Below are 18,048 nucleotides of genomic sequence, written 5' to 3'. Positions count from 1 at the left end.
CTGTCGGGATTAGCGAAGCGTAATCCGGCAAGCAAAACCAGATTTTAGGGGGAAGACCTTGGCTGAAAATATTGTCTGGCACGATCACAAGATTACCCGTGCCGAGCGTTCCGTCAACAAGAACCAGAAACCTTGCCTGCTTTGGTTCACCGGGTTGAGTGGTTCCGGCAAATCGACGATTGCCAATGCACTGGATGTCGCTTTGCACAAGCGCGGCTACCACACGTTTTTGCTGGATGGTGACAATGTTCGCCACGGTTTGTGCAAGGATCTGGGTTTTTCTGACGATGATCGGGAAGAGAATATCCGCCGCGTGGGTGAGGTTTGTAAACTCTTTGCAGATGCGGGTCTGATCGTAATGAGTGCGTTCATTTCTCCGTTCACCAGTGACCGGCGCCTGGTACGTAAGTTGTTCCCTGCGGGCGAGTTCATTGAGGTATACATGGATACGCCGCTGGCCACCTGTGAGGAACGTGACCCAAAGGGGCTTTATCAGAAGGCCCGTTCGGGCGAGATCAGGCACTTCACTGGGATCGACTCGCCTTACGAGGTGCCGGCACACCCTGAGATTCGGCTGGATACTTCCCGGCACTCGGTAGAGGCGTGTGTTGATTCTCTCATTGCCTACCTGCTTGAGCGGGAGCTGATTACCCACAAGGACTAAATCCATGGAGTGGCAAGGCATAGTGACACTGGCAACACTGTTTTCGGTGTTGTCGGCGCTTGCACTTACCCGTGTTTCCGCCGATCTGGTTTTGATGGCGGCTTTAGCGTTCCTGTTGATCATGGGAATTCTGAGGCCGGCTGAGGCTTTGGCGGGGTTCGGCAATCCGGGTGTGATTATCATCGCAACCCTGTACGTGGTGGCGGCCGGGCTGAAGGAAACCGGGGCGGTGCAGTGGATTGCCCGCCATCTGCTGGGGCATCCGAAAACCGAAAAAGGCGCCCAGCTGCGAATGGTTGCGCCCACGGGCATTCTCAGCGCTTTCATGAATAACACCGCCGTGGTGGCCATGTTCATTCCTGCCATCCAGGGCTGGGCCCAGCGGCTTGGCGTTCCGGCTTCCAAGCTGCTGTTACCTCTGAGTTATGCGGCTATTCTAGGCGGTACCTGTACCCTAATTGGCACCAGCACCAACCTTGTTGTGGATGGCATGCTCCAAAGTCGTCTCGGTATCAATCTGGGTTTGTTTGAACTGGCCTGGGTTGGAATTCCGTTACTGCTTGTGGGCGGTACCTTTCTTGTGCTGTTTGCCTCACGGATACTGCCGGATCGTGGTGGTGTTACGGAAGAACTGGATCAGGTTCGGGAGTACGGGGTTGAGGTTGAGGTGATGGCCCCGGGGCCTCTGGTGGGTAAAACCATTGCTGAGGCTGGCTTGAGGGCATTGAGTTATGGCTACCTCACTGAGATTGACCGCGGTGGCCGGCTGATTACTGCCGTAGAGCCAGACCGGACGCTGCAGGCCGGTGACCGGCTGTATTTTGTGGGAGCGCCGGAGTGTGCCAGTGAGTTGCGCCGTATCCAGGGCCTGAAGCCGGCCAACGGCAGCGTGCATAAGCTCGAGGTGGAAAACCATCAACGCTGCCTGGTGGAGGTGGTCCTCGGGCCGGAATTCCCGGCGCTGAACAAGACCATCCGCGATAGCCGGTTTCGGACCCGCTTTAATGCAGTGATTCTGTCCCTGTCGCGCGAGGGTAAGCGGGTGCCGGGTAAGCTCGGAGATATCACCTTTCGGATGGGGGATACCTTGCTGCTGGAAGCCAGCCATCAGTTTGTGGAGCAGTACCGGTTCCGGCGGGATTTCCTCCTGGTTAGCGCGTTGAATGATTCTACGCCGCCGGATTTTCGCAGGGCACCTCGTGCGCTGGGAATACTGGCACTGATGGTGCTGGTGAGTGCGTCCGGGCTTTTGCAGATTATGGAGGCCGCGTTTCTGGCCGCAGGAGCGATGATAGTTTCCGGGTGTCTTACCGCTAGCCGGGCCAGGCGCAGTGTGGATCTGCCGGTTCTGGTGGTGATTGCGGCTTCGTTCGCACTGGGAAATGCAATGACTGAAACTGGTGCGGCTATCTGGGTTGCGGATGGTATGCTGGGTTTTGGTGCGATGACACCCTGGCCGGCGCTGGCGTTGGTCTATCTTCTGACGGCGTTGTTTACAGAGCTGATTACCAATAATGCCGCAGCGGTTCTCATGTTCCCGATTGCGCTTGCGCTTTCCGAGCAGCTCGGGGTCAGTTTTCTTCCTTTTGCTGTTACGGTGATGTTTGCAGCATCCGCTTCGTTTATCACCCCTTTGGGATATCAGACTAATCTGATGGTATACGGCCCCGGGAGATACCAGTTTGTTGATTACGTTCGAATTGGCTTGCCTTTAAGCGGCTTGGTGGCTTTAACTGCGATATTATTAATTCCGCAGGTGTGGCCGTTTTGAGTCTGAATCTGATGTTCATGTTTAATTTGTAGATACTTTGAGTGCTGCGCCCACTCCTGAGCATTGATCTGCCCAAGAAGCTGATTGGCAAGGTGTTGTTTGAGATCAACCGGGAGGTGGGTCAAGGTCTTTTCGAGGGCACTAAAATCAGCTTTTTTCATGTTGCGCTCCACCGAAGGGTTGTTTATACAGTAGTATATACAGTATTGTGAGAGCGTGCCAAGCAGCAAAAGCCAACATAGCCTTAAATGTACAGTATATGGACGAGCATTATGGAAGGATCCCGGAAAATCAGCCATGATCAAAATTTCAAAAACCTTATTATTGACTATCCACGACAGGCTATTGAGCTTTTCAGCCCTGAAGAGGCCGGGCACATCGGCCGAAACGCGCGTGTGGTTCCATTGCGGCAGGAGCAATTAAAAGAGCGGCTTGGTGAGCGTTTTCGCGAGCTGGATGTCCCACTGATGGTGGAATGGCCAGGCGGTCAGCGTGAGGCGCTATTGTTTGTGCTTGAGGAGGAAACCGACCCCCAGCGCTTTTCAATACACCGTCTGGCACATTATTGCCTGGATTTGTCGGAGCTTTGTGAGACCGATCGGGTGGTGCCGGTGGTGATTTTTCTGAATATTCGGGGCAGCGAGCCGGTTCAGCTGAATCTGGGCGGTGACTGTCATGAGTACCTGAGATTCCATTACATTCGCTGTGCCTTGCAGGAATTGAATGCCGAGGACTACTGGGGCAGTAACAATCTGATCGCCCGACTGTGTCTGAGCCTGATGCAGTGGAAAGAGGATCAGAAACTGGAAGTATACGCCCGCGCCGTGAGTGGTCTGAGCATGCTGGAACCGGACCCTGAGAAGCAATTGAAGTACATTGACTTCATCGACATCTACTCAGCCCTGGATGATAATGAAATGGAACAATACAAAGCACAGTACCCGCAGGAGAACAACGTCATGGCCACCTTGAGTGAGCGGTTACGAGCTGAAGGAATGCAAAAGGGCATGCAGCAAGGAATGCAGCAAGGAATGCAGCAAGGAATGCAGCAAGGAATGCAGCAAGGAATGCAGCAAGGCGAAGCGGCCGCTCTGAAAAAGCTGATTACTCTGAAATTTGGCAAACTTCCCGGCTGGGCGGAAGAGCAAATTCACTCTGCCACTCTTCCGGAACTGGAGCTGTGGCTCGAAGCCATATTGACCTCAGATACGTTGGAGTCGCTACTCAGTCGGCATTAACATTCCTGTAGGAGTCACTTCAGTCGCGATGAATGTCATATAAGTGTTTTAAAAGCAGGGTTGCTGTTTTATGTCTGAGAACATCGTCTGGCACCACCAGAAAGTCACCCGGGCGGACCGGGCGTCCATCAAGAGCCAAAGCCCATGCCTGTTGTGGTTCACCGGCCTGAGTGGTTCCGGTAAGTCCACCATTGCCAATGCCCTGGATGTGGCCTTGTTTGAACGGGGCTACCATACCTTCCTGCTGGACGGGGACAACGTGCGCCACGGCCTGAACAGGGATCTGGGGTTTTCCGATGAGGACCGGGTTGAGAATATTCGCCGTATTGGTGAGGTGAGCAAGCTATTTACCGATTCTGGCGTGATTGTGCTCAGTGCGTTTATTTCCCCCTTCACCAGCGACAGGCGCCTGGTGCGCAACCTGTTTCCTGCCGGTGAATACTGAAGTATTTATGGATACGCCGCTTGAGACCTGTGAGGAGCGGGATCCGAAGGGGCTTTATGAGAAAGCCAGGGCCGGCAAGATCACGCACTTTACGGGTATCGACTCTCCCTACGAGGCGCCGGAGCGGCCGGAAGTGCGCCTGGATACGTCGCAGATGTCGGTTGAGGGCTTTGTGAACCGGCTAATCAGCTACCTGCTGGATCGGCAACTGATCTTTACCTCGCCCCAAGCCACCGGAGCCTAAGCGCCTATGGCGTGGGAAGCCATTGTTACCCTGCTTACCCTGTTTACGGTTTTAGCAGCACTGGTGATTGCCCGGGTGTCGGCCGACCTGGTGTTGATGGCTGCCCTGGTATTCCTGCTGATTACAAGAAACCGGTGCCGTGCAGTGGATTGCCCGTTTGCTGCTGGGCCACCCGAAAACCGAACGAGGCGCACAACTGCGTATGCTGGCGCCCACCGGTATTCTCAGCGGTTTTATGAACAATACCGCCGTTGTGGCCATGTTTATCCCCGCCATTCAGGACTGGGCGAAACGCCTGGGTATTCCTTCCTCCCGCCTTCTCTTGCCCCTGAGTTACGCCGCCATTCTGGGCTGGAAGGCTCTTGGCCCTATGGTTGGCAAAACGGTCGCCCAGGCCGGTTTGCGGGCGCTGAATGACGGCTACCTGACGGAAATCGATCGCGGTGACCGGCTGATTACCGCAGTTTAGCCGGACCGGATGCTGCAACCCGGCGACAGGGCAAGACGGTGCGGGAAAGCCGCTTCCGCCGGGATTTTCTGCTGGTCAGCGGGCTGAACGATTCCACGCCACCGGATTTTCGCGAGGCGCCCCGGGCACTGGGTATTCTGTTGTTGATGGTGCTGGTGAGTGCCACCGGCCTGCTGCAAATTATCGAGGCTGCATTCCTGGCTGCCGGTGCGATGATCCTGACCGGCTGCATTACCGCCAGCCGCGCCAGGCGTAGTGTGGATTTGCCGGTGCTGGTGGTGATTGCTGCTTCCTTTGCTCTGGGCACTGCGATAACAGAGACCGGTGGAGCAGAGTGGGTGGCCACCAGCCTGCTGGGCCTGTTCGGCCCGCTGATGCCGTGGCTGGCACTGGTTTACATCCTTACGGCAATGTTTACAGAAGCCATTACCAACAATGCGGCGGCGGTACTGATGTTTCCCATTGCATTGGCGGTGTCTGAGCAGTTGGGCGTCAATTTCCTGCCGTTCGCGGTGGCCGTGATGTTCGCGGCCTCGGCCTCGTTCATTACCCCGCTGGGCTACCAGACCAACCTGATGGTTTACAGCCCGGGCCGTTACAAGCTCATGGATTACGTGCGGTTGGGCTTCCCGTTGAGCCTGTTGGTAGGCTCAACAGCTATTGGATTAATCCCGTTTGTTTGGGCGTGTTGATCTGACTCCTGGTTGTCTGATGGTTTTGGAGCTGGCCCGGGAATGGGGGTACCTTTTCTTTGGAAAAAGAACTCGCTGCGCTCAGACACCTTTATTCTGGCAGAAAAGGTACTCCCACCTCCGGTCCGTTCGAACCTTCGGGCAAGGGTTTGGTTCCAACTACCTTGACAGAGGGGGCCGTAAACCACCGTCGCTTCGATCAGTTTGGTGGTTTGTACTGGGGCTGGCTTATTTTTTAGGGGGCAGGCCCAGTACACAGAAAAGAGGCCTGAAAATCACACTAAACGCAAAGCTGTTGTCCTGACCGATGAAATGATTCAGTACGCTGACCAGATAAAGAGTGACAAGCGGCGTGCAGACCTGGTTTGGTGTAACGGCAATCAGGAGCGGGTAAGCGAGGCAGGGAATGCGGGCAAGGTCCGGAGGTTGCCTTTGGGCTGATGTATGATTTTCGGGTTGTGAACTGATTTTGACTTGGTAGCGGGGGCCTGATGGCCTCCGCTTTCGTTGGGACTATGCAATCAGCACCTGCTAGAATTGTTTTTTCTGAATAGTCGGCGTTTTTAATCGTTTTTTTGGCAGGATAATCATTTTGGGCACGATGGTGGGTGATGAAATTGGCTATGCCTGGTTGGCGGCACGCTACAACGTGCAGGCAATCCAGCCGCTGCCGGTGGAGAGCCGTATTGGACGTAGGCGCCAAACCTACGATCAGGCCGGCTGCCGCCTGGAATACTACACAGAGCCAATGTGTCCTCAAGGCACCCTGGGCGCGCACCTTACGTTTGCGTTGAAACATGAGGGGGTGGCGCTGGAGTTCCTGGCAAGGTTGTTTTGGGTATTGCCCGCAGAGGCGCTTGCGGACTGGATACGCTCTGAACCTACCGGCCAGTATGCCCGGCGTGCCGGGTTTCTCTACGAGTGGCTAACCGGCAATACTCTGGCAGTGGAGGGTGTCGGTGGCAACTATCGTGATGCGCTGGATCCCGAACTGTATGTTACGGCGGTTACTGGGGTGTGTCGTAACCGCCGCTGGCGGATTAATGACAATCTGCCGGGGACCCCTGAATTCTGCCCGCTTGTTCGTCGCACGACTTCATTGTTGGAAGCCCGCCAGTACGGGATCGCCGACCGGCTTGCAGCGATGGAAGGTGAATTCGGGCCGGATATCTTGCGCCGCAGCGCGGTGTGGCTGACCATTAAAGAGAGCCGTGCCAGTTTCGTGATCGAGCACGAAGGGCAACATCAGAATCGCATACGCCGTTTTGCCACCGCCATGGAACAGTACTGTGGCAGGCTGGATTCTCCCCTTGATGAGGGCGCCCTGAGTGAATTTCAGTCGGCTATCCTGGATACCACTACGATCCGGACGGGCCTGCGGCAATCTCCGGTTTTTGTCGGGAGTAGCTTGATCGATTACGGTGCGGTTGTGCATTATGTCTGCCCGCACTGGGAGTGGTTGCCAGGCATGCTGAAGGGGTTGCAGTGTTTTCTGGCACGAACCGATCCGGCGGAAGCATTAGTTCGTGCTGCCGTGGCAAGTTTCGGGTTTGTCTTTATTCATCCGCTGGCAGATGGCAATGGGAGAATCTCCCGTTTTCTGGTGAACGATACCCTCCGCCGCGACGGCGTGGTGCCCGAGCCCTTTATTTTGCCTGTTTCAGCGGCGATAACGTCCTCGGCGGTGAGGCGGGCCGAGTATGATCGAATTCTTGAGCGCTACTCTCGGCCATTGATGTCGGCTTACCGTGATGCGGTCGATTTCGTCCATGAACGCGTGGCGTATGCAGATGGTATTGAATCGGACTTTGTTTTTAATGCCTATGACGAGGCGGCCCCTGCCTGGCGCTATCCGGACTTGACCAAACAAGCGGAATATCTGTTCACGATCATTCGCCACACGCTGGAACAAGAGATGCACCATCAGGCCGCCTTTCAGAGAGCTTGGTATCGCACACGCGAGGCGATCAAGGATTGGGTGGAAGGCCCTGATGAGCACATTGATCGGATGATCCGGGCAATACGCCAGCATGGCCGGGTCAGTGGCAAATTGATGAAGGAATTTCCGGTGCTGGCGCAGGCCGGCATTGCATCTGAATTAGAGCAGGCCGTAGCCGAAGGTTTTGCTGATCTGCAGGATGTGCATAATTGATGAGTCTGGTGAAGGCTATCTCTATCCAGCTCAGCTGTTTACTCGCCTCGAGCTTCACGCCTCAAATGGGGCAGTTTTTAGCATTTCAACCAATTGCAAGCGTGTCTTTCTATAACTAGTTCACTGACAAGGATGTTGTCATGATTCAAATCAGCCACCACGGCGCCATTTCCGGCGTAACTGGCTCCTGCCATGAGTTAACGTTAACTCCGGGGATGAAAAAGGGGTCTGACCCCGTGGGGTCACGAATTGACTCTGACTCCGGGGATGAAAAAGGGGTCTGACCCCGTGGGGTCAGACCCCAACTTCACTGCCAGCTTGGACCCCGTGGGGTCAGACCCCTCCTTCACCTGGGAGTCGTTGGAAATTGTGGTTGATTCGCCACTGGCAGCAGAGTTCACGCGAATCTACCGGGACCTGGAGCCATTCTGGGATGCCGAAGCTACCGAACTGGTCAAACAAGGCCGGCACCCTCTGTCGTTCGAGCAGCTCACGGTCATCAATTCCCACGAAGACCACCTGAACGCGGTGGATTACCTGGCCCGGTCCCATCGCCCCTGCGTGGTTCTGGCAGGTTCCGGTATGTGTGCCGGTGGCCGTGTGGTGAATTACCTGAAGGCCATGCTTGGTGATAAACGCAATGATGTGCTGTTTGTGGGTTACCAGGCAGCCGGTACGCCCGGGCGGGATATTCTGACCTATGGTCCGCGGGGTGGCTGGGTCGAGCTGGATGGCCAGCGCTATGGCATCCGGGCCCGGGTTCATCAGGTGGGCGGTTATTCGGCCCATGCGGGGCAGTCGGATTTATGTCGCTTTATTGATGAAATTCCTGAAGTTCCGGGAGAGATTCGGGTGGTTCATGGGGATCAGGAGGCAAAGGCGGCGTTCCGGGCGAAGCTTGACGTGCTTTTCCCTGAATCTCAGGTTGTGATTCCGGATTAGCGAGGTATTTATGCCAGTTATTTTCAGCTATCAAGGTTTCAGATTCTTTTTCTATTCGAACGAAGGCGATCCACGGGAGCCTGCTCATGTTCATGTCCGAGCTGTGGGCAAAGAAGCAAAGTTTTGGCTGTCTCCTGCCGTATCTCTGGCTCGTAATGATGGTTTTGATGCACATACTATTAGAGTATTGTTGGAAGTAACAGAGAACAACCGCCAATTGTTTGAGGATGCGTGGCATGACTACTTCGCCTGAAAAAGTATGGCTTGATGACGACAATCTTTGGGTCATACTTTCGGATGGTCGCACAATTGGTGCCCCGTTGGCCTGGTTCCCGCGCCTGCTGCATGCGGAAAAAAAAGCCAGGGATGACTTTGAGCTGAGCGTTCATGGTATTCACTGGGACTCGTTGGATGAGGATATCAGCATTGAGGGTTTGCTGACTGGCCTGGGCGACCAAACCCACCCAAAACGTAATCACGCGGCCTGATTTGGAAAGGAATTCAAATGAAGAAAATTGCAATCATTGGTCTTGGGTATGTGGGCCTGCCCCTGGCAGCGGCTTTTGGTGAAAAGCGGGAAATCGTCGGTTTTGATATCAACAGCAAGCGCATTGCTGATCTCAAAGACGGTGTTGATTATACCCGTGAGGTATCCAGGGAAGAATTGGCCGCTTCATCGGGGTTGTCATTTACGGATAATCTGGAAGGCATTCGCGATTGTCAGGTTTATATTGTGACGGTGCCAACACCGATTGATGAATTCAAAACGCCCGATTTAACGCCCTTGGTTAAAGCCAGTGAAACCGTGGGCCAGGTTTTGCAAAAAGGCGATATCGTGATTTATGAATCGACGGTATACCCCGGCGCGACGGAAGAAGTGTGCGTGCCTGTACTGGAGAAAGTCTCTGGCCTGGCGTTTAACCGGGACTTTTACGCCGGTTACAGCCCCGAGCGTATTAATCCGGGTGATAAAGAACACCGGGTAGCCAGCATTATGAAAGTCACCTCCGGTTCTACTCCGGAGATTGCCAATGAAGTGGATGCGCTTTATGCCGGTATTATTACCGCCGGCACCCATAAGGCCAGTTCCATCAAGGTGGCTGAGGCGGCAAAGGTTATCGAGAATACCCAGCGTGATCTGAATATCGCGCTGATGAATGAGCTTTCGATGATCTTCGCGCGGCTGAAGATTGATACCCATGAAGTGCTGGCGGCAGCCGCTACCAAGTGGAATTTCCTGCCCTTCAAACCCGGCCTGGTTGGCGGGCACTGCATTGGTGTGGACCCGTATTATCTCACCCATAAAGCCCAGGCTATCGGGTATCACCCGGAAATTATCCTTGCCGGGCGCCGGGTAAATGACAACATGGGCCCCTATGCGGCGGCCGAGCTTGTTAAAGCCATGATAAAAACCGGGCACACCGTTGCTTCTTCAAAGGTACTGGTGATGGGCCTGACCTTTAAGGAGAATTGCCCGGATTTGCGAAACACCCGGGTTGTGGATGTTATCCGCGAGCTGGAGGATTTCGGTTGTGCGGTGGATGTGACGGATTGCTGGGCGGATAATGAGGAAGCCGTGCACGAATATGGTATTTCTCTGGTGGGTGCCCCGAAAGCCGGTGACTATGATGCGGTTTTTCTGGCAGTGCCGCACCGGGAATACGCTGCGAAGTCGTCAAAGGAACTCCGGGCTTATTTGAAGGACGATGGTGTTTTGTTTGACCTGAAGGGTGTTTTGCCGTTGGGTGAAGCGGATTTGCGGTTGTAACATGCAGTGTGCCATCGTTCACACAGGTGGGGCAGATCCTGGGAGGTTGCGTAAAATTTACGCATGAGACTTGAGCGGCAGCTACAACAGTTTAACGGCATTCCTTTCACCAGATTGCTGGCATGATCCGGTTTTCCTGAAAGGCTACCTCCCCACCCACTCACTAATTGTCCGCTGCACCAACGCGTCGGGCAAAAACTCCTGCTCCAGCCTGCCCCGTTCTGCGTCCAGAAGCGCGTTGTAGAGTTGGGCTTCGCCGGTTGTCAGGCCGGTGGGAGCAACGGATTCGGCGGGTTGGGGTTCTTCTACGGCGTTCTCTTTCGCGAACTGTTCGAAGACCGCCTGGTTCATTAGCAGTGGCGTAAGGTGGGGCTGGTGGTTTCTGGCGCGCGCGAGCATGGTCAGGCCCCAGGTATCCAGGTCGCCCCAGTAGGCGAGGTTTTTATCGGCGAGCCAGCTGGCCTTTAGCCAGGACAGGTTCAGGCCGGAGCCGAGTACCGCCATGGTGCCGGGAGTGTGTGGCAACTGATGCAGGCAGCGTTCGTTCTCCACCAGCAACAGGTGCTGCCCCGGTAGCGGAGTCTTTTGCAGTTCGCGGGCCCGGACCCGGAACTGTGAAAAAGGCGTAAGGCCACCCTCCAGATCCGCGACCAGCAGCCAGTGATGGCCTTCATCCTCCGCACCCAGAAACGCTTCCAGGCCTGTTTCGCTGACCTGGCCATCGAACAGGATGTCCAGCATCCGCACGACCAGTTGGCGGTTGCGTTCGAAGAACTTGCTGTCGATACCCGCCAGGGGCAGCGCCCGCAGGGGCTTGCCGGCGGCACAGCCGGGGCTGAGTTGCAGGGCCAGTTTTCCGCACCGGATGACATCGCTTTCGGGCTTATCCAGCACCAGGCTGCGCCTTCGGATAATCAATGAGTGAAAGCGCTCATCCAGCGCCGCGGCCAGGCGGCTGAGTTGTTGATATTCTCGCCTTACTTCGCTGTTGCCGGTTGCCTGTATCCACTGGCTGGGCGATCCAAGCACCCAGGCTACGGGTATTTCCACGTTGTCGTTGGCGCTGCGGAACCGCACCTGTTGCCATTGTGTTTTTCCGACGGTGATTTCACGCCAGCGCTGCAGATGCTTGCGAACGCTGCCGGGATTATCCCGGACAGTGCCACCGGTGGGTTTGCTGATAGGGATTCGTAGCGGCCAGGTGTCGGCATTGAGCAGGCGCTGTTCCCGCAGGTCAGCGTTTTGCCATTGCCGGGCAAGACGGCTGGCCAGTTCAGCCGGGGATTTCATGGGCTTTCCGGGCCAGGCGTTCGGCGTGGGCTTCGAGTTCTTCCCAGCTCAGGGAGGTGAGGGTGGCCTGGAGCTCCTTGCGGTGTACCAGGATCGCAGAGCGGGTATGGGCTCGCAGTAACCGCATCTCCTTGTTGGGAGTAACGAACAGGGGGTGCAGGCCGAATTCGTTCAGGGCTGAGATAATCCGGCCGGCCACTGCATGGGAGCTTTTCGAGAAAGCTTCGTCCAGCACTATGGTGCCGAACAGAGGCAGGGTGGCACCGTCTGGGCACAGGGCGTAGCTGAGCGATGCGGTAAGGATATAACTGGCGATGATTTCTTTCTCGCCGCCGCTGCCACCCTGGGAGCCGGTGCGGGTTTCGATCACCGCGCTGCTTTCCCTGTCCAGTACCGACACTTCGAACTGTAACCGGTAGCGGGGGTCCAGTAACGCCCGGGCACCCACGGTGCGCTTGTTGTCGGCGGCATCCCTGAGCAATCCCACCATGTTTTGCAGGGCGCGGAAATGACTTTCGCCCTGGTCACCCTTCAGGGCGTCGGCGCGGAGTTGGCGCTGGGCCCGCTCCAGGGTGCGCAGGGACTCGTGGGTAACCCGGCGCGGTTCCAGCCTCAGGTATCGGCCGGGCTGGAAGTTCACCCGCCTCAGGGTGGCGTTCAAGTCCGCAATGCGTTCCTCAATGATAGCTACCTGGTTCTGGATATGGGCCAGCAGTTGGGTCACGCCCTGGTCCGAGGACTGGTTCAGGTAGTTCAGGAATCGTTCCAGCTTTTGGGGCAGGGCTTCTTCTTCCAGCACCCGCAGCCGCTCCAGGTATTCCGGGATGTCGCGAATATCGCTGCCGGTTTCCGCCAGGGCGCCGGTGTCGATGGAGCGGGCTTTTTCCATCAGTTGGGTCAGGCTCAGTTCATAGCCCTGTACCCGTTTGTTCAGAAGGCGGATATCCTGCTCCAGCTGTTCCCGCTGGGCTCGTTCCAACTGGTCGAGATGGTCGTACTGGTTGGCTTTCGGCGGGGTGAAATGCTTATCGGCCAAGGCCTGCTGCTCATCCGGCAGGCCGTCGCCGATCCTGTCCAGCAGGTCTTTGCATCGGTCGGTGGCCTGGCTTCGCTTGTCTTCCAGAAGGGCATGGCGGGTGCGTTCGTCAGACAACACCTGCTGGGTCTGTTCCAGCTGCCTGTTGACCGTTTCATACTCTTGCCGTGCCTTTTCCACGTCCGAATCCGGAGTGGTGAGGGATTCGAGGCGGGCCTGCAGTTCGTCCTGTGCGGCCTGGGCACTGGGCAGGTCGATGGTATCGAAATCGATTTCCGAGAGCAGGGTGTACAGCTTGATCTGATCCCTGGTGTCGTTCAGGGCAACTCGTGCCGTATTAAGCCGCTGCTGGACCTGCTCGGCGGCCCGCCGGGTTTCCGTCAGTTCGTCGCCCAGGGCCGCCAGCCTGTCCCGGTTGTTGAAGCCGGTCATCCAGTCCTTGTCCAGCCGCTGGTTATCCCGCTTTTCGAAATAGCCTTTCTTGCCGGACATGAGGCCCTGCATGGTCATGCCGTGGGGCGTCTGGCGCAGTGTTTCCGGCGAGCCGACACAATGGCGGTCGATACCGGCCAGCAGCTGCTTCAGGGCTTCCCTGTGAGGGTGGTTCTTGAAGTTGAGCTTGCGGGTGAAGCCATCTTCCAGGAACCGCGCCGGGGTCTGGGGTGCCTGAGCCTCCAATAACCGCACATGCAGCCGGTTCTCTCGGCTGTTGATTCGGTTCAGGGCTGTTTGCATGGCCGCGGGTGGCACCAGTAGCCGCAACCGGTGCCCGCCGATGGCACGCTCGATGGCACCGCGCCAGGCGCTTTCTTCCGATTTGACCTCCACCAGCTCCGCCACAAAAGGCAGGCTGTTCTCATCAAGGTTCAGTGCTTCGGCCAGTTCGCTGCGGAATTCCTGATACCGGCCATCGATGTTGGAGTCCGGCCTGGCCCTGATGCGGTCGATCTCCCCGGTGAGCTCGGTCAGGGTTTCGGCCAGCTTGCCGTGGTGGATCCGGAAGTCCAGTAGGCTCTTGTCCTGTTCTTCCTCCAGCGCAGCCAGTTCCCGGAGCTTTGCTGTGCCTTGTTGTTGGTTGGCGGCGAGGGCTCCCGCGGAGAGTGAGTCATCCAAGCCGAGCTTGCGAGTCAGGGATTGATAATCACTGGAGTCTCGGGCCCGCTCGTTCACCCATCGCTGTTGCAGGCTGATCTGTTCCCGCAGCTGCTCGATGCTGGCACCCCCGGCCTTCAGGTAGATGTCCTTGAGCGTGGTGGCCTTGCTGTTGAGGGCAGCCGCGGCGGTTTCCAGGGAGCGGATGGTGCTTTGGCTTTCCCCGAGCTGTGTATCTAGGTTCAGGATACGGTTACTCCACAGCTGGTAGCCCGCCTGGGCAAACCACACCGGCAAGTTATCCTTCAGGGTTTGCTGCTGGTCCAGCCCGGTGCGGGTGGCCTGGTGCTTCTCGTGGGTTTCGGCAATGGGCAATAGCGACTGGTGCTGTTTGCGGGCGGTCTCCAGTTCGCCGTGAATGGCTGCGAGGTCATCGAATTCGCTGGCCACTTCGGAGGCCCGGTCAAAGGCGGAGTGGTCTTCCAGCACCAGCTCCCGGAAAATGTCGTCGATGCTGTTGAGCTGCTTGAGGCCGGCGGCGCGGTTGAGCAGGGTGAAGGCATTTTCGCCCACCTCGAAGAACCGCCGTACCTGGGCGAGGTAGGCTTTCTTGCTGTCGTTGGCCTGCAGGCCGGGGTTGTCCCGGGCGTGCTGCTTGAGTTCCCGGGCGCCGCCCTCGTGGTGTATGGCCAGCCAGTCCTCCAGGCCCTGGTCGTCCCTTTCCGAGACCAGCCACAGGCGCTTGAGGTCACTGGTGGCGGAGCTGCTGCCATCCACCCAGAATAAGGCACCAAGGCGCAAGGCCTTGTTGCTATTGGAAAAGCGGGCGCAGACCGCGGTTACGGTCTTGCCCGGGCGAGCGATATGGCTGTTGTCCCCACTGTTGTTGCCTGCACCGGAGACGCCACGAATATAGGAGATCAGGTCCCGGTCGCTTTCATGACCGCCGGTGGAGGCGAGGTTGTAGCGGGGCTGGTGGGTGAGCAGGGTCATCAGGGCATCCACCAGGGTGGTCTTGCCACTGCCAGTGGGACCGATTATGGCGGTACCCCTGGGGTCGATTTCCGCGCAGTGCCGGCCACCGAACGGGCCCCAGTTATACAGGTCCAGGTGGGTCAGTATATACGCGGTGGGCGGGGTAACCTCGGTGGCAAACAGGTCGTTCCGGGGCAGGCTCATGACTCGCCTCCGTCCGTGTCAGCGGCCTGCCCGGCCAGCTTGCGGAAGTGGTGCAACAGGTTCTGCAGGTTTTCCGGGTTGGCCAGGTGAGTGATGATGGGGCGGATGACGACCTGATCGTTGGCATCAATGTCTGAGACGATACCGTGGTTTTTCAGATTCTCCATCAGGCTGCGCAGGCGTTTCTGGTCCCGGGTGTCGCTGCCGGTGTCACCCAGGTAGAGTTGCAGCTGCGGTATCAGTTCTTCCAGCTCCACGACAGCGTCGCCGGCACCCAGCCCGGCTTCCTGTTCATGGGCGATAAAGTGCTGCCGCAGGATGGCAATCAGCAGGGACTGTTCCATGTTCAGTCGCTGTCGGCGCACCAGGGGGTGGGACCATTCGTCGTCGTTTTCCTCGCCGTCCCGGAACAGTTGTTCGGATACCACCAGGAAGGCGAGGCCGCGGATGTCGTCCACCTTGAGGCGCAGATCCAGTGGCTCCAGAATCCGGTTGATGGCGGCAGTCTGACCGGTGGCTACCTGGTAAAGGCCGGGTTTGCGATCCGCCTCCAGCAGGCCGTATTTGAGCAGTTCCTGGGCGGTGGTTTTCAGGTTGGTGGCGGTGTACTGGTCAGTTTCCGCAGTCGGTGCCGGGGTGTCCTCGGCATGGGCCGGTGAGGGGGTACCCTGTTTCTGCGTGTCGCCTGTTTCCGGAGTGTCTGTCCGGCTGGTCAGGCGGTCAAAGTAGTCGGACATGCTGTGTTATAGCTCCCAGTCGATAGAGTGTGCGTCGTCCCTGGTGAGTGCCAGTTTCGGTACCTGGAAACGCAGTTTCTGGCCGTTGCTGTCGGTGATATCCACAGCTTCGCGGTCTTCGGAAATAGCCACCTCCGCCTCCCGGGCCATGGCCAGCCAAAGCGCGACCGTTTCCAGGTCGTGGGTAGGCGGCAGGTGGCTGGCCAGATCGGCAATGCTCATGGGCCGATCAGTCACCTTGAGCAGTTCTGCGGTTTGCTGGAACAGGGCCTCCCTGTCGAGCCCGTCGAAGGAACGCCAGAATTCCTCGTCCACCTCTTCGAGATTGACGTTCTGCTCCGCCAGTTCCAGGCCCCGGGCCTGTTCCTCGATTGCGGACTTGAATCTCAGCCGCTCCATCAGGGGCAGGCCGGAGGTTGCAACGGCCACCGGGGGCAGCGGTGTGTCACTCTTGCGGACCCGATGGCTGGACCAGTCAATCTGCAGTGCCGTATTGAGGATGCCGTTCAGTAGCTCACCCACCCGATGGTTTTCTGCCGCCAGCCCGGTCTTGAGGAAGCCCTTGACGTCCCGCTCACTGCGGGCCCGGGCCTTGATGACGGTGGCGGACTCTTGAATCAGACGAATAACCAGCCAGCGTAAATCGTCCTGTTGCTGACGGGAGAGGGCATGGCGGGTGGCCGGGTGGCGCAGAATGGTACGCAGCCGCTGTTTCATGTTGTCCAGCTCCGTGGACCGCCCCAGTTGTTCATGGAAGCCGTGGAAGACCTTGCCCTCGGAGGTTTCCAGCAGAGTGTCGTGGCCGTCGAGCAAGCGGTCGACAATCTCGCCACGGTGATGTTGTTCGCTGACGATAGACTGGCGCAGGCGTCGGTCGGCGTCGCGATAAGAGTCTTCCACGCGACGGAAGTCCGCCCGCAGGCTGATGGCCAGGTTGTAGACCTCACGAATGCCTTCGGCGGCCTCACCACCTTGCAGTACCTGGAAGCGGCCGGCTTCCACTTCGGCCAGTTCGTGCTCCAGATCTTTGATCTTGCGACGAATGTGATCCGCGCGGCTGCGGGCATCGGGGTTCAGGCGGGTTTCCAGGTTTTCGATTTCCCGCTGAACGGTGGCCAGGCGGGATGCGGTGGAGGTCATGATGCGGTTATCAAGCCCCTCTGCAAAGGCCAGGGCCTTTTGCAGAGCGTCGGTGGCAATCAGCCGGCCGTTTCTTTCGATGATCAGGCCCCGGCGGATCCAGGACCGAAGCTCCCGCCGGGCATCGCCAGCCGGGTCGTCGGTGGACAGCTCCAGGTCGTCGCTGTTGGCATGCTGGAGCAGGATGTCCGTCAGCATCTGCTGGGCATCCTCAAAAAGGATTTCCTCCCGGTTCTGCTCCAGCAATGCATGCAGACAGCTCAGAACCAGTGGTCCCCGGGTAGCGGAAAGCAGTTTCCAGGCCGGGTGCTGGTGGCGTGCCACCAGGTAGGACTGGGTGCGCAGATGGGTGCTTTCATCCATGGTGGTACTTGGTGATGTCTGGGCCGATTGACTTCGCGTTGGTAGTGGCTGGTTCAGTTCTGCCTTCTACCATGGATACTCTATCCTGTAGCGGCCCGACAGGCCAGCCAGAAGCATCGGAAGGTTTCCCGGTTGATGGTGTTTTATTTGATCCGCCGGGTGTTTTTTCTTTGTATGAGGCGGATCCGGGGTTGTAAGCACATTATTTGTACAGGGAACTTTTCAGAAGCCGCTAAAATTGACCGGATTTACTATTAAGGCTTCGTAAATAAATAATTTTGCCAGGATACATTGTTTTGTCTATTATTGTTGGCGACTTTTGGTCAACCCCAATTTAGTTTTTAAACCCCCTGTTTGAATAAGGTTTTAATTCCATGGCAAAGATTAACGATTACTACCAGAAAAAACAGCTTATGGAAAAGCTTGCTTCAGAGTTGGAACAGCTTGAAAAAGACCAGGCACTGAAAGGTGAGCTGGAGTTTGAAGACAAGGTTCGTGATTTGATGAAGAAGCATGGCAAGTCACCGAAGGATGTACTTCAGATCCTTTCTGCAATTGATCCCTCTGTGGCCGGTGGTAAGGCCGATTCAACAGCTGGCAGTCGCCCGAAGCGCCCGGTGAAAACCTACAAGAACCCGCATACCGGTGAAGTGGTTAAAACCCGGGGTGGCAATCACAAGACTCTGAATGAATGGCGTCAGAAGCATGGTAAGGAAGCTGTGCAGAGCTGGCAGCAGGACTAACGGCGTAAATCGGGGTCAGATGAAAATGGGGTCAGATGAACTTTTCATCTGACCCCATTTTCATGACCCCATTTTCATCTGAC

General features: G+C 57.0%; 14 protein-coding genes and 3 pseudogenes. 12 read left to right on the top strand and 5 right to left on the bottom strand.

The annotated features are described in order from the left end of the window. Positions 1-58: 58 nt before the first annotated feature. Both cysC (QPL96_RS02775) and QPL96_RS02770 read left to right on the top strand, forming a co-directional pair. Entirely contained in the window at positions 59-664 is a 606-nt protein-coding gene (gene cysC, locus QPL96_RS02775) for an adenylyl-sulfate kinase (RefSeq protein WP_303285422.1), read from the top strand. Between the two features lie 4 nt (positions 665-668). Further along, positions 669-2,435, top strand: a complete 1,767-nt coding sequence (locus QPL96_RS02770) for an SLC13 family permease (RefSeq protein WP_303285421.1) — start codon at positions 669-671, stop codon at positions 2,433-2,435. A 56-nt stretch (positions 2,436-2,491) separates the two neighbouring features. On the opposite strand, the pseudogene QPL96_RS02765 reads toward QPL96_RS02770, so the two are convergent. Beyond that, a pseudogene (locus QPL96_RS02765) lies at positions 2,492-2,596 on the bottom strand (IS1595 family transposase); the annotation flags it as partial. 111 nt (positions 2,597-2,707) lie between these two features. Between QPL96_RS02765 and QPL96_RS02760 the strand changes: the two are divergent. The 9 genes and pseudogenes from QPL96_RS02760 to tviB all read left to right on the top strand — a co-directional run bounded on the left by QPL96_RS02760 (position 2,708) and on the right by tviB (position 10,385). Then, positions 2,708-3,673: a DUF4351 domain-containing protein gene (locus tag QPL96_RS02760; protein WP_303285420.1), complete on the top strand. Its 966-nt coding sequence runs from the start codon at positions 2,708-2,710 to the stop codon at positions 3,671-3,673. A 70-nt stretch (positions 3,674-3,743) separates the two neighbouring features. Further along, positions 3,744-4,362: pseudogene (gene cysC / locus QPL96_RS02755) on the top strand (adenylyl-sulfate kinase). Positions 4,363-4,501: 139 nt separating this feature from the next. Next, complete coding sequence (locus QPL96_RS19430; protein ID WP_339754408.1) at positions 4,502-4,831, top strand: SLC13 family permease; 330 nt, start codon at positions 4,502-4,504, stop codon at positions 4,829-4,831. 38 nt (positions 4,832-4,869) lie between these two features. Continuing rightward, positions 4,870-5,523, top strand: a complete 654-nt coding sequence (locus QPL96_RS19425; RefSeq protein WP_368388896.1) for an SLC13 family permease — start codon at positions 4,870-4,872, stop codon at positions 5,521-5,523. Positions 5,524-6,154: 631 nt separating this feature from the next. Further along, entirely contained in the window at positions 6,155-7,675 is a 1,521-nt protein-coding gene (locus QPL96_RS02745) for a Fic family protein (protein ID WP_303285419.1), read from the top strand. A 351-nt stretch (positions 7,676-8,026) separates the two neighbouring features. Continuing rightward, positions 8,027-8,617 (top strand): annotated as a pseudogene (locus QPL96_RS02740) (MBL fold metallo-hydrolase RNA specificity domain-containing protein); the annotation flags it as partial. A gap of 10 nt (positions 8,618-8,627) precedes the next feature. Then, positions 8,628-8,870, top strand: a complete 243-nt coding sequence (locus tag QPL96_RS02735) for a DUF4160 domain-containing protein (protein ID WP_303285418.1) — start codon at positions 8,628-8,630, stop codon at positions 8,868-8,870. Further along, the gene (locus QPL96_RS02730) at positions 8,854-9,105 is read left to right on the top strand and encodes a DUF2442 domain-containing protein (protein WP_303285417.1); all 252 of its coding nucleotides are present in this window, start codon (positions 8,854-8,856) and stop codon (positions 9,103-9,105) included. Before QPL96_RS02735 ends, QPL96_RS02730 begins: the two co-directional genes overlap by 17 nt. A 17-nt stretch (positions 9,106-9,122) precedes the next feature. After that, on the top strand, positions 9,123-10,385 hold the full coding sequence (gene tviB / locus QPL96_RS02725; RefSeq protein ID WP_303285416.1) for a Vi polysaccharide biosynthesis UDP-N-acetylglucosamine C-6 dehydrogenase TviB: 1,263 nt from the start codon (positions 9,123-9,125) through the stop codon (positions 10,383-10,385). Between the two features lie 144 nt (positions 10,386-10,529). Here tviB and QPL96_RS02720 read toward each other — a convergent pair whose 3' ends face one another. Genes QPL96_RS02720 through QPL96_RS02705 form a run of 4 tightly spaced genes read right to left on the bottom strand, consistent with a single transcriptional unit; the run spans position 10,530 to position 17,222 of the window. Then, on the bottom strand, positions 10,530-11,675 hold the full coding sequence (locus QPL96_RS02720; RefSeq protein WP_303285415.1) for a DUF3322 domain-containing protein: 1,146 nt from the start codon (positions 11,673-11,675) through the stop codon (positions 10,530-10,532). Next, positions 11,659-14,982 (bottom strand): ATP-binding protein, encoded by a 3,324-nt coding sequence (locus tag QPL96_RS02715; RefSeq protein ID WP_303285413.1) that lies wholly within the window; start codon positions 14,980-14,982, stop codon positions 11,659-11,661. Before QPL96_RS02715 ends, QPL96_RS02720 begins: the two co-directional genes overlap by 17 nt. Then, complete coding sequence (locus tag QPL96_RS02710) at positions 14,979-15,719, bottom strand: DUF4194 domain-containing protein (RefSeq protein ID WP_303285411.1); 741 nt, start codon at positions 15,717-15,719, stop codon at positions 14,979-14,981. The genes QPL96_RS02715 and QPL96_RS02710 overlap by 4 nt, the downstream gene beginning before the upstream one ends. A gap of 6 nt (positions 15,720-15,725) precedes the next feature. Then, positions 15,726-17,222 (bottom strand): DUF3375 domain-containing protein, encoded by a 1,497-nt coding sequence (locus QPL96_RS02705; RefSeq protein ID WP_303285410.1) that lies wholly within the window; start codon positions 17,220-17,222, stop codon positions 15,726-15,728. A 374-nt stretch (positions 17,223-17,596) separates the two neighbouring features. On the opposite strand from QPL96_RS02705, the gene QPL96_RS02700 reads away from it, so the two are divergent. Then, on the top strand, positions 17,597-17,965 hold the full coding sequence (locus QPL96_RS02700) for a histone-like nucleoid-structuring protein, MvaT/MvaU family (RefSeq protein WP_303285409.1): 369 nt from the start codon (positions 17,597-17,599) through the stop codon (positions 17,963-17,965). The last annotated feature ends 83 nt before the right edge of the window (positions 17,966-18,048 follow it).

The organism is Marinobacter sp. SS8-8 (genome assembly GCF_030540945.1).
Taxonomy (GTDB): domain Bacteria; phylum Pseudomonadota; class Gammaproteobacteria; order Pseudomonadales; family Oleiphilaceae; genus Marinobacter.
This window is presented reverse-complemented; position numbering and strand designations above follow the sequence as displayed.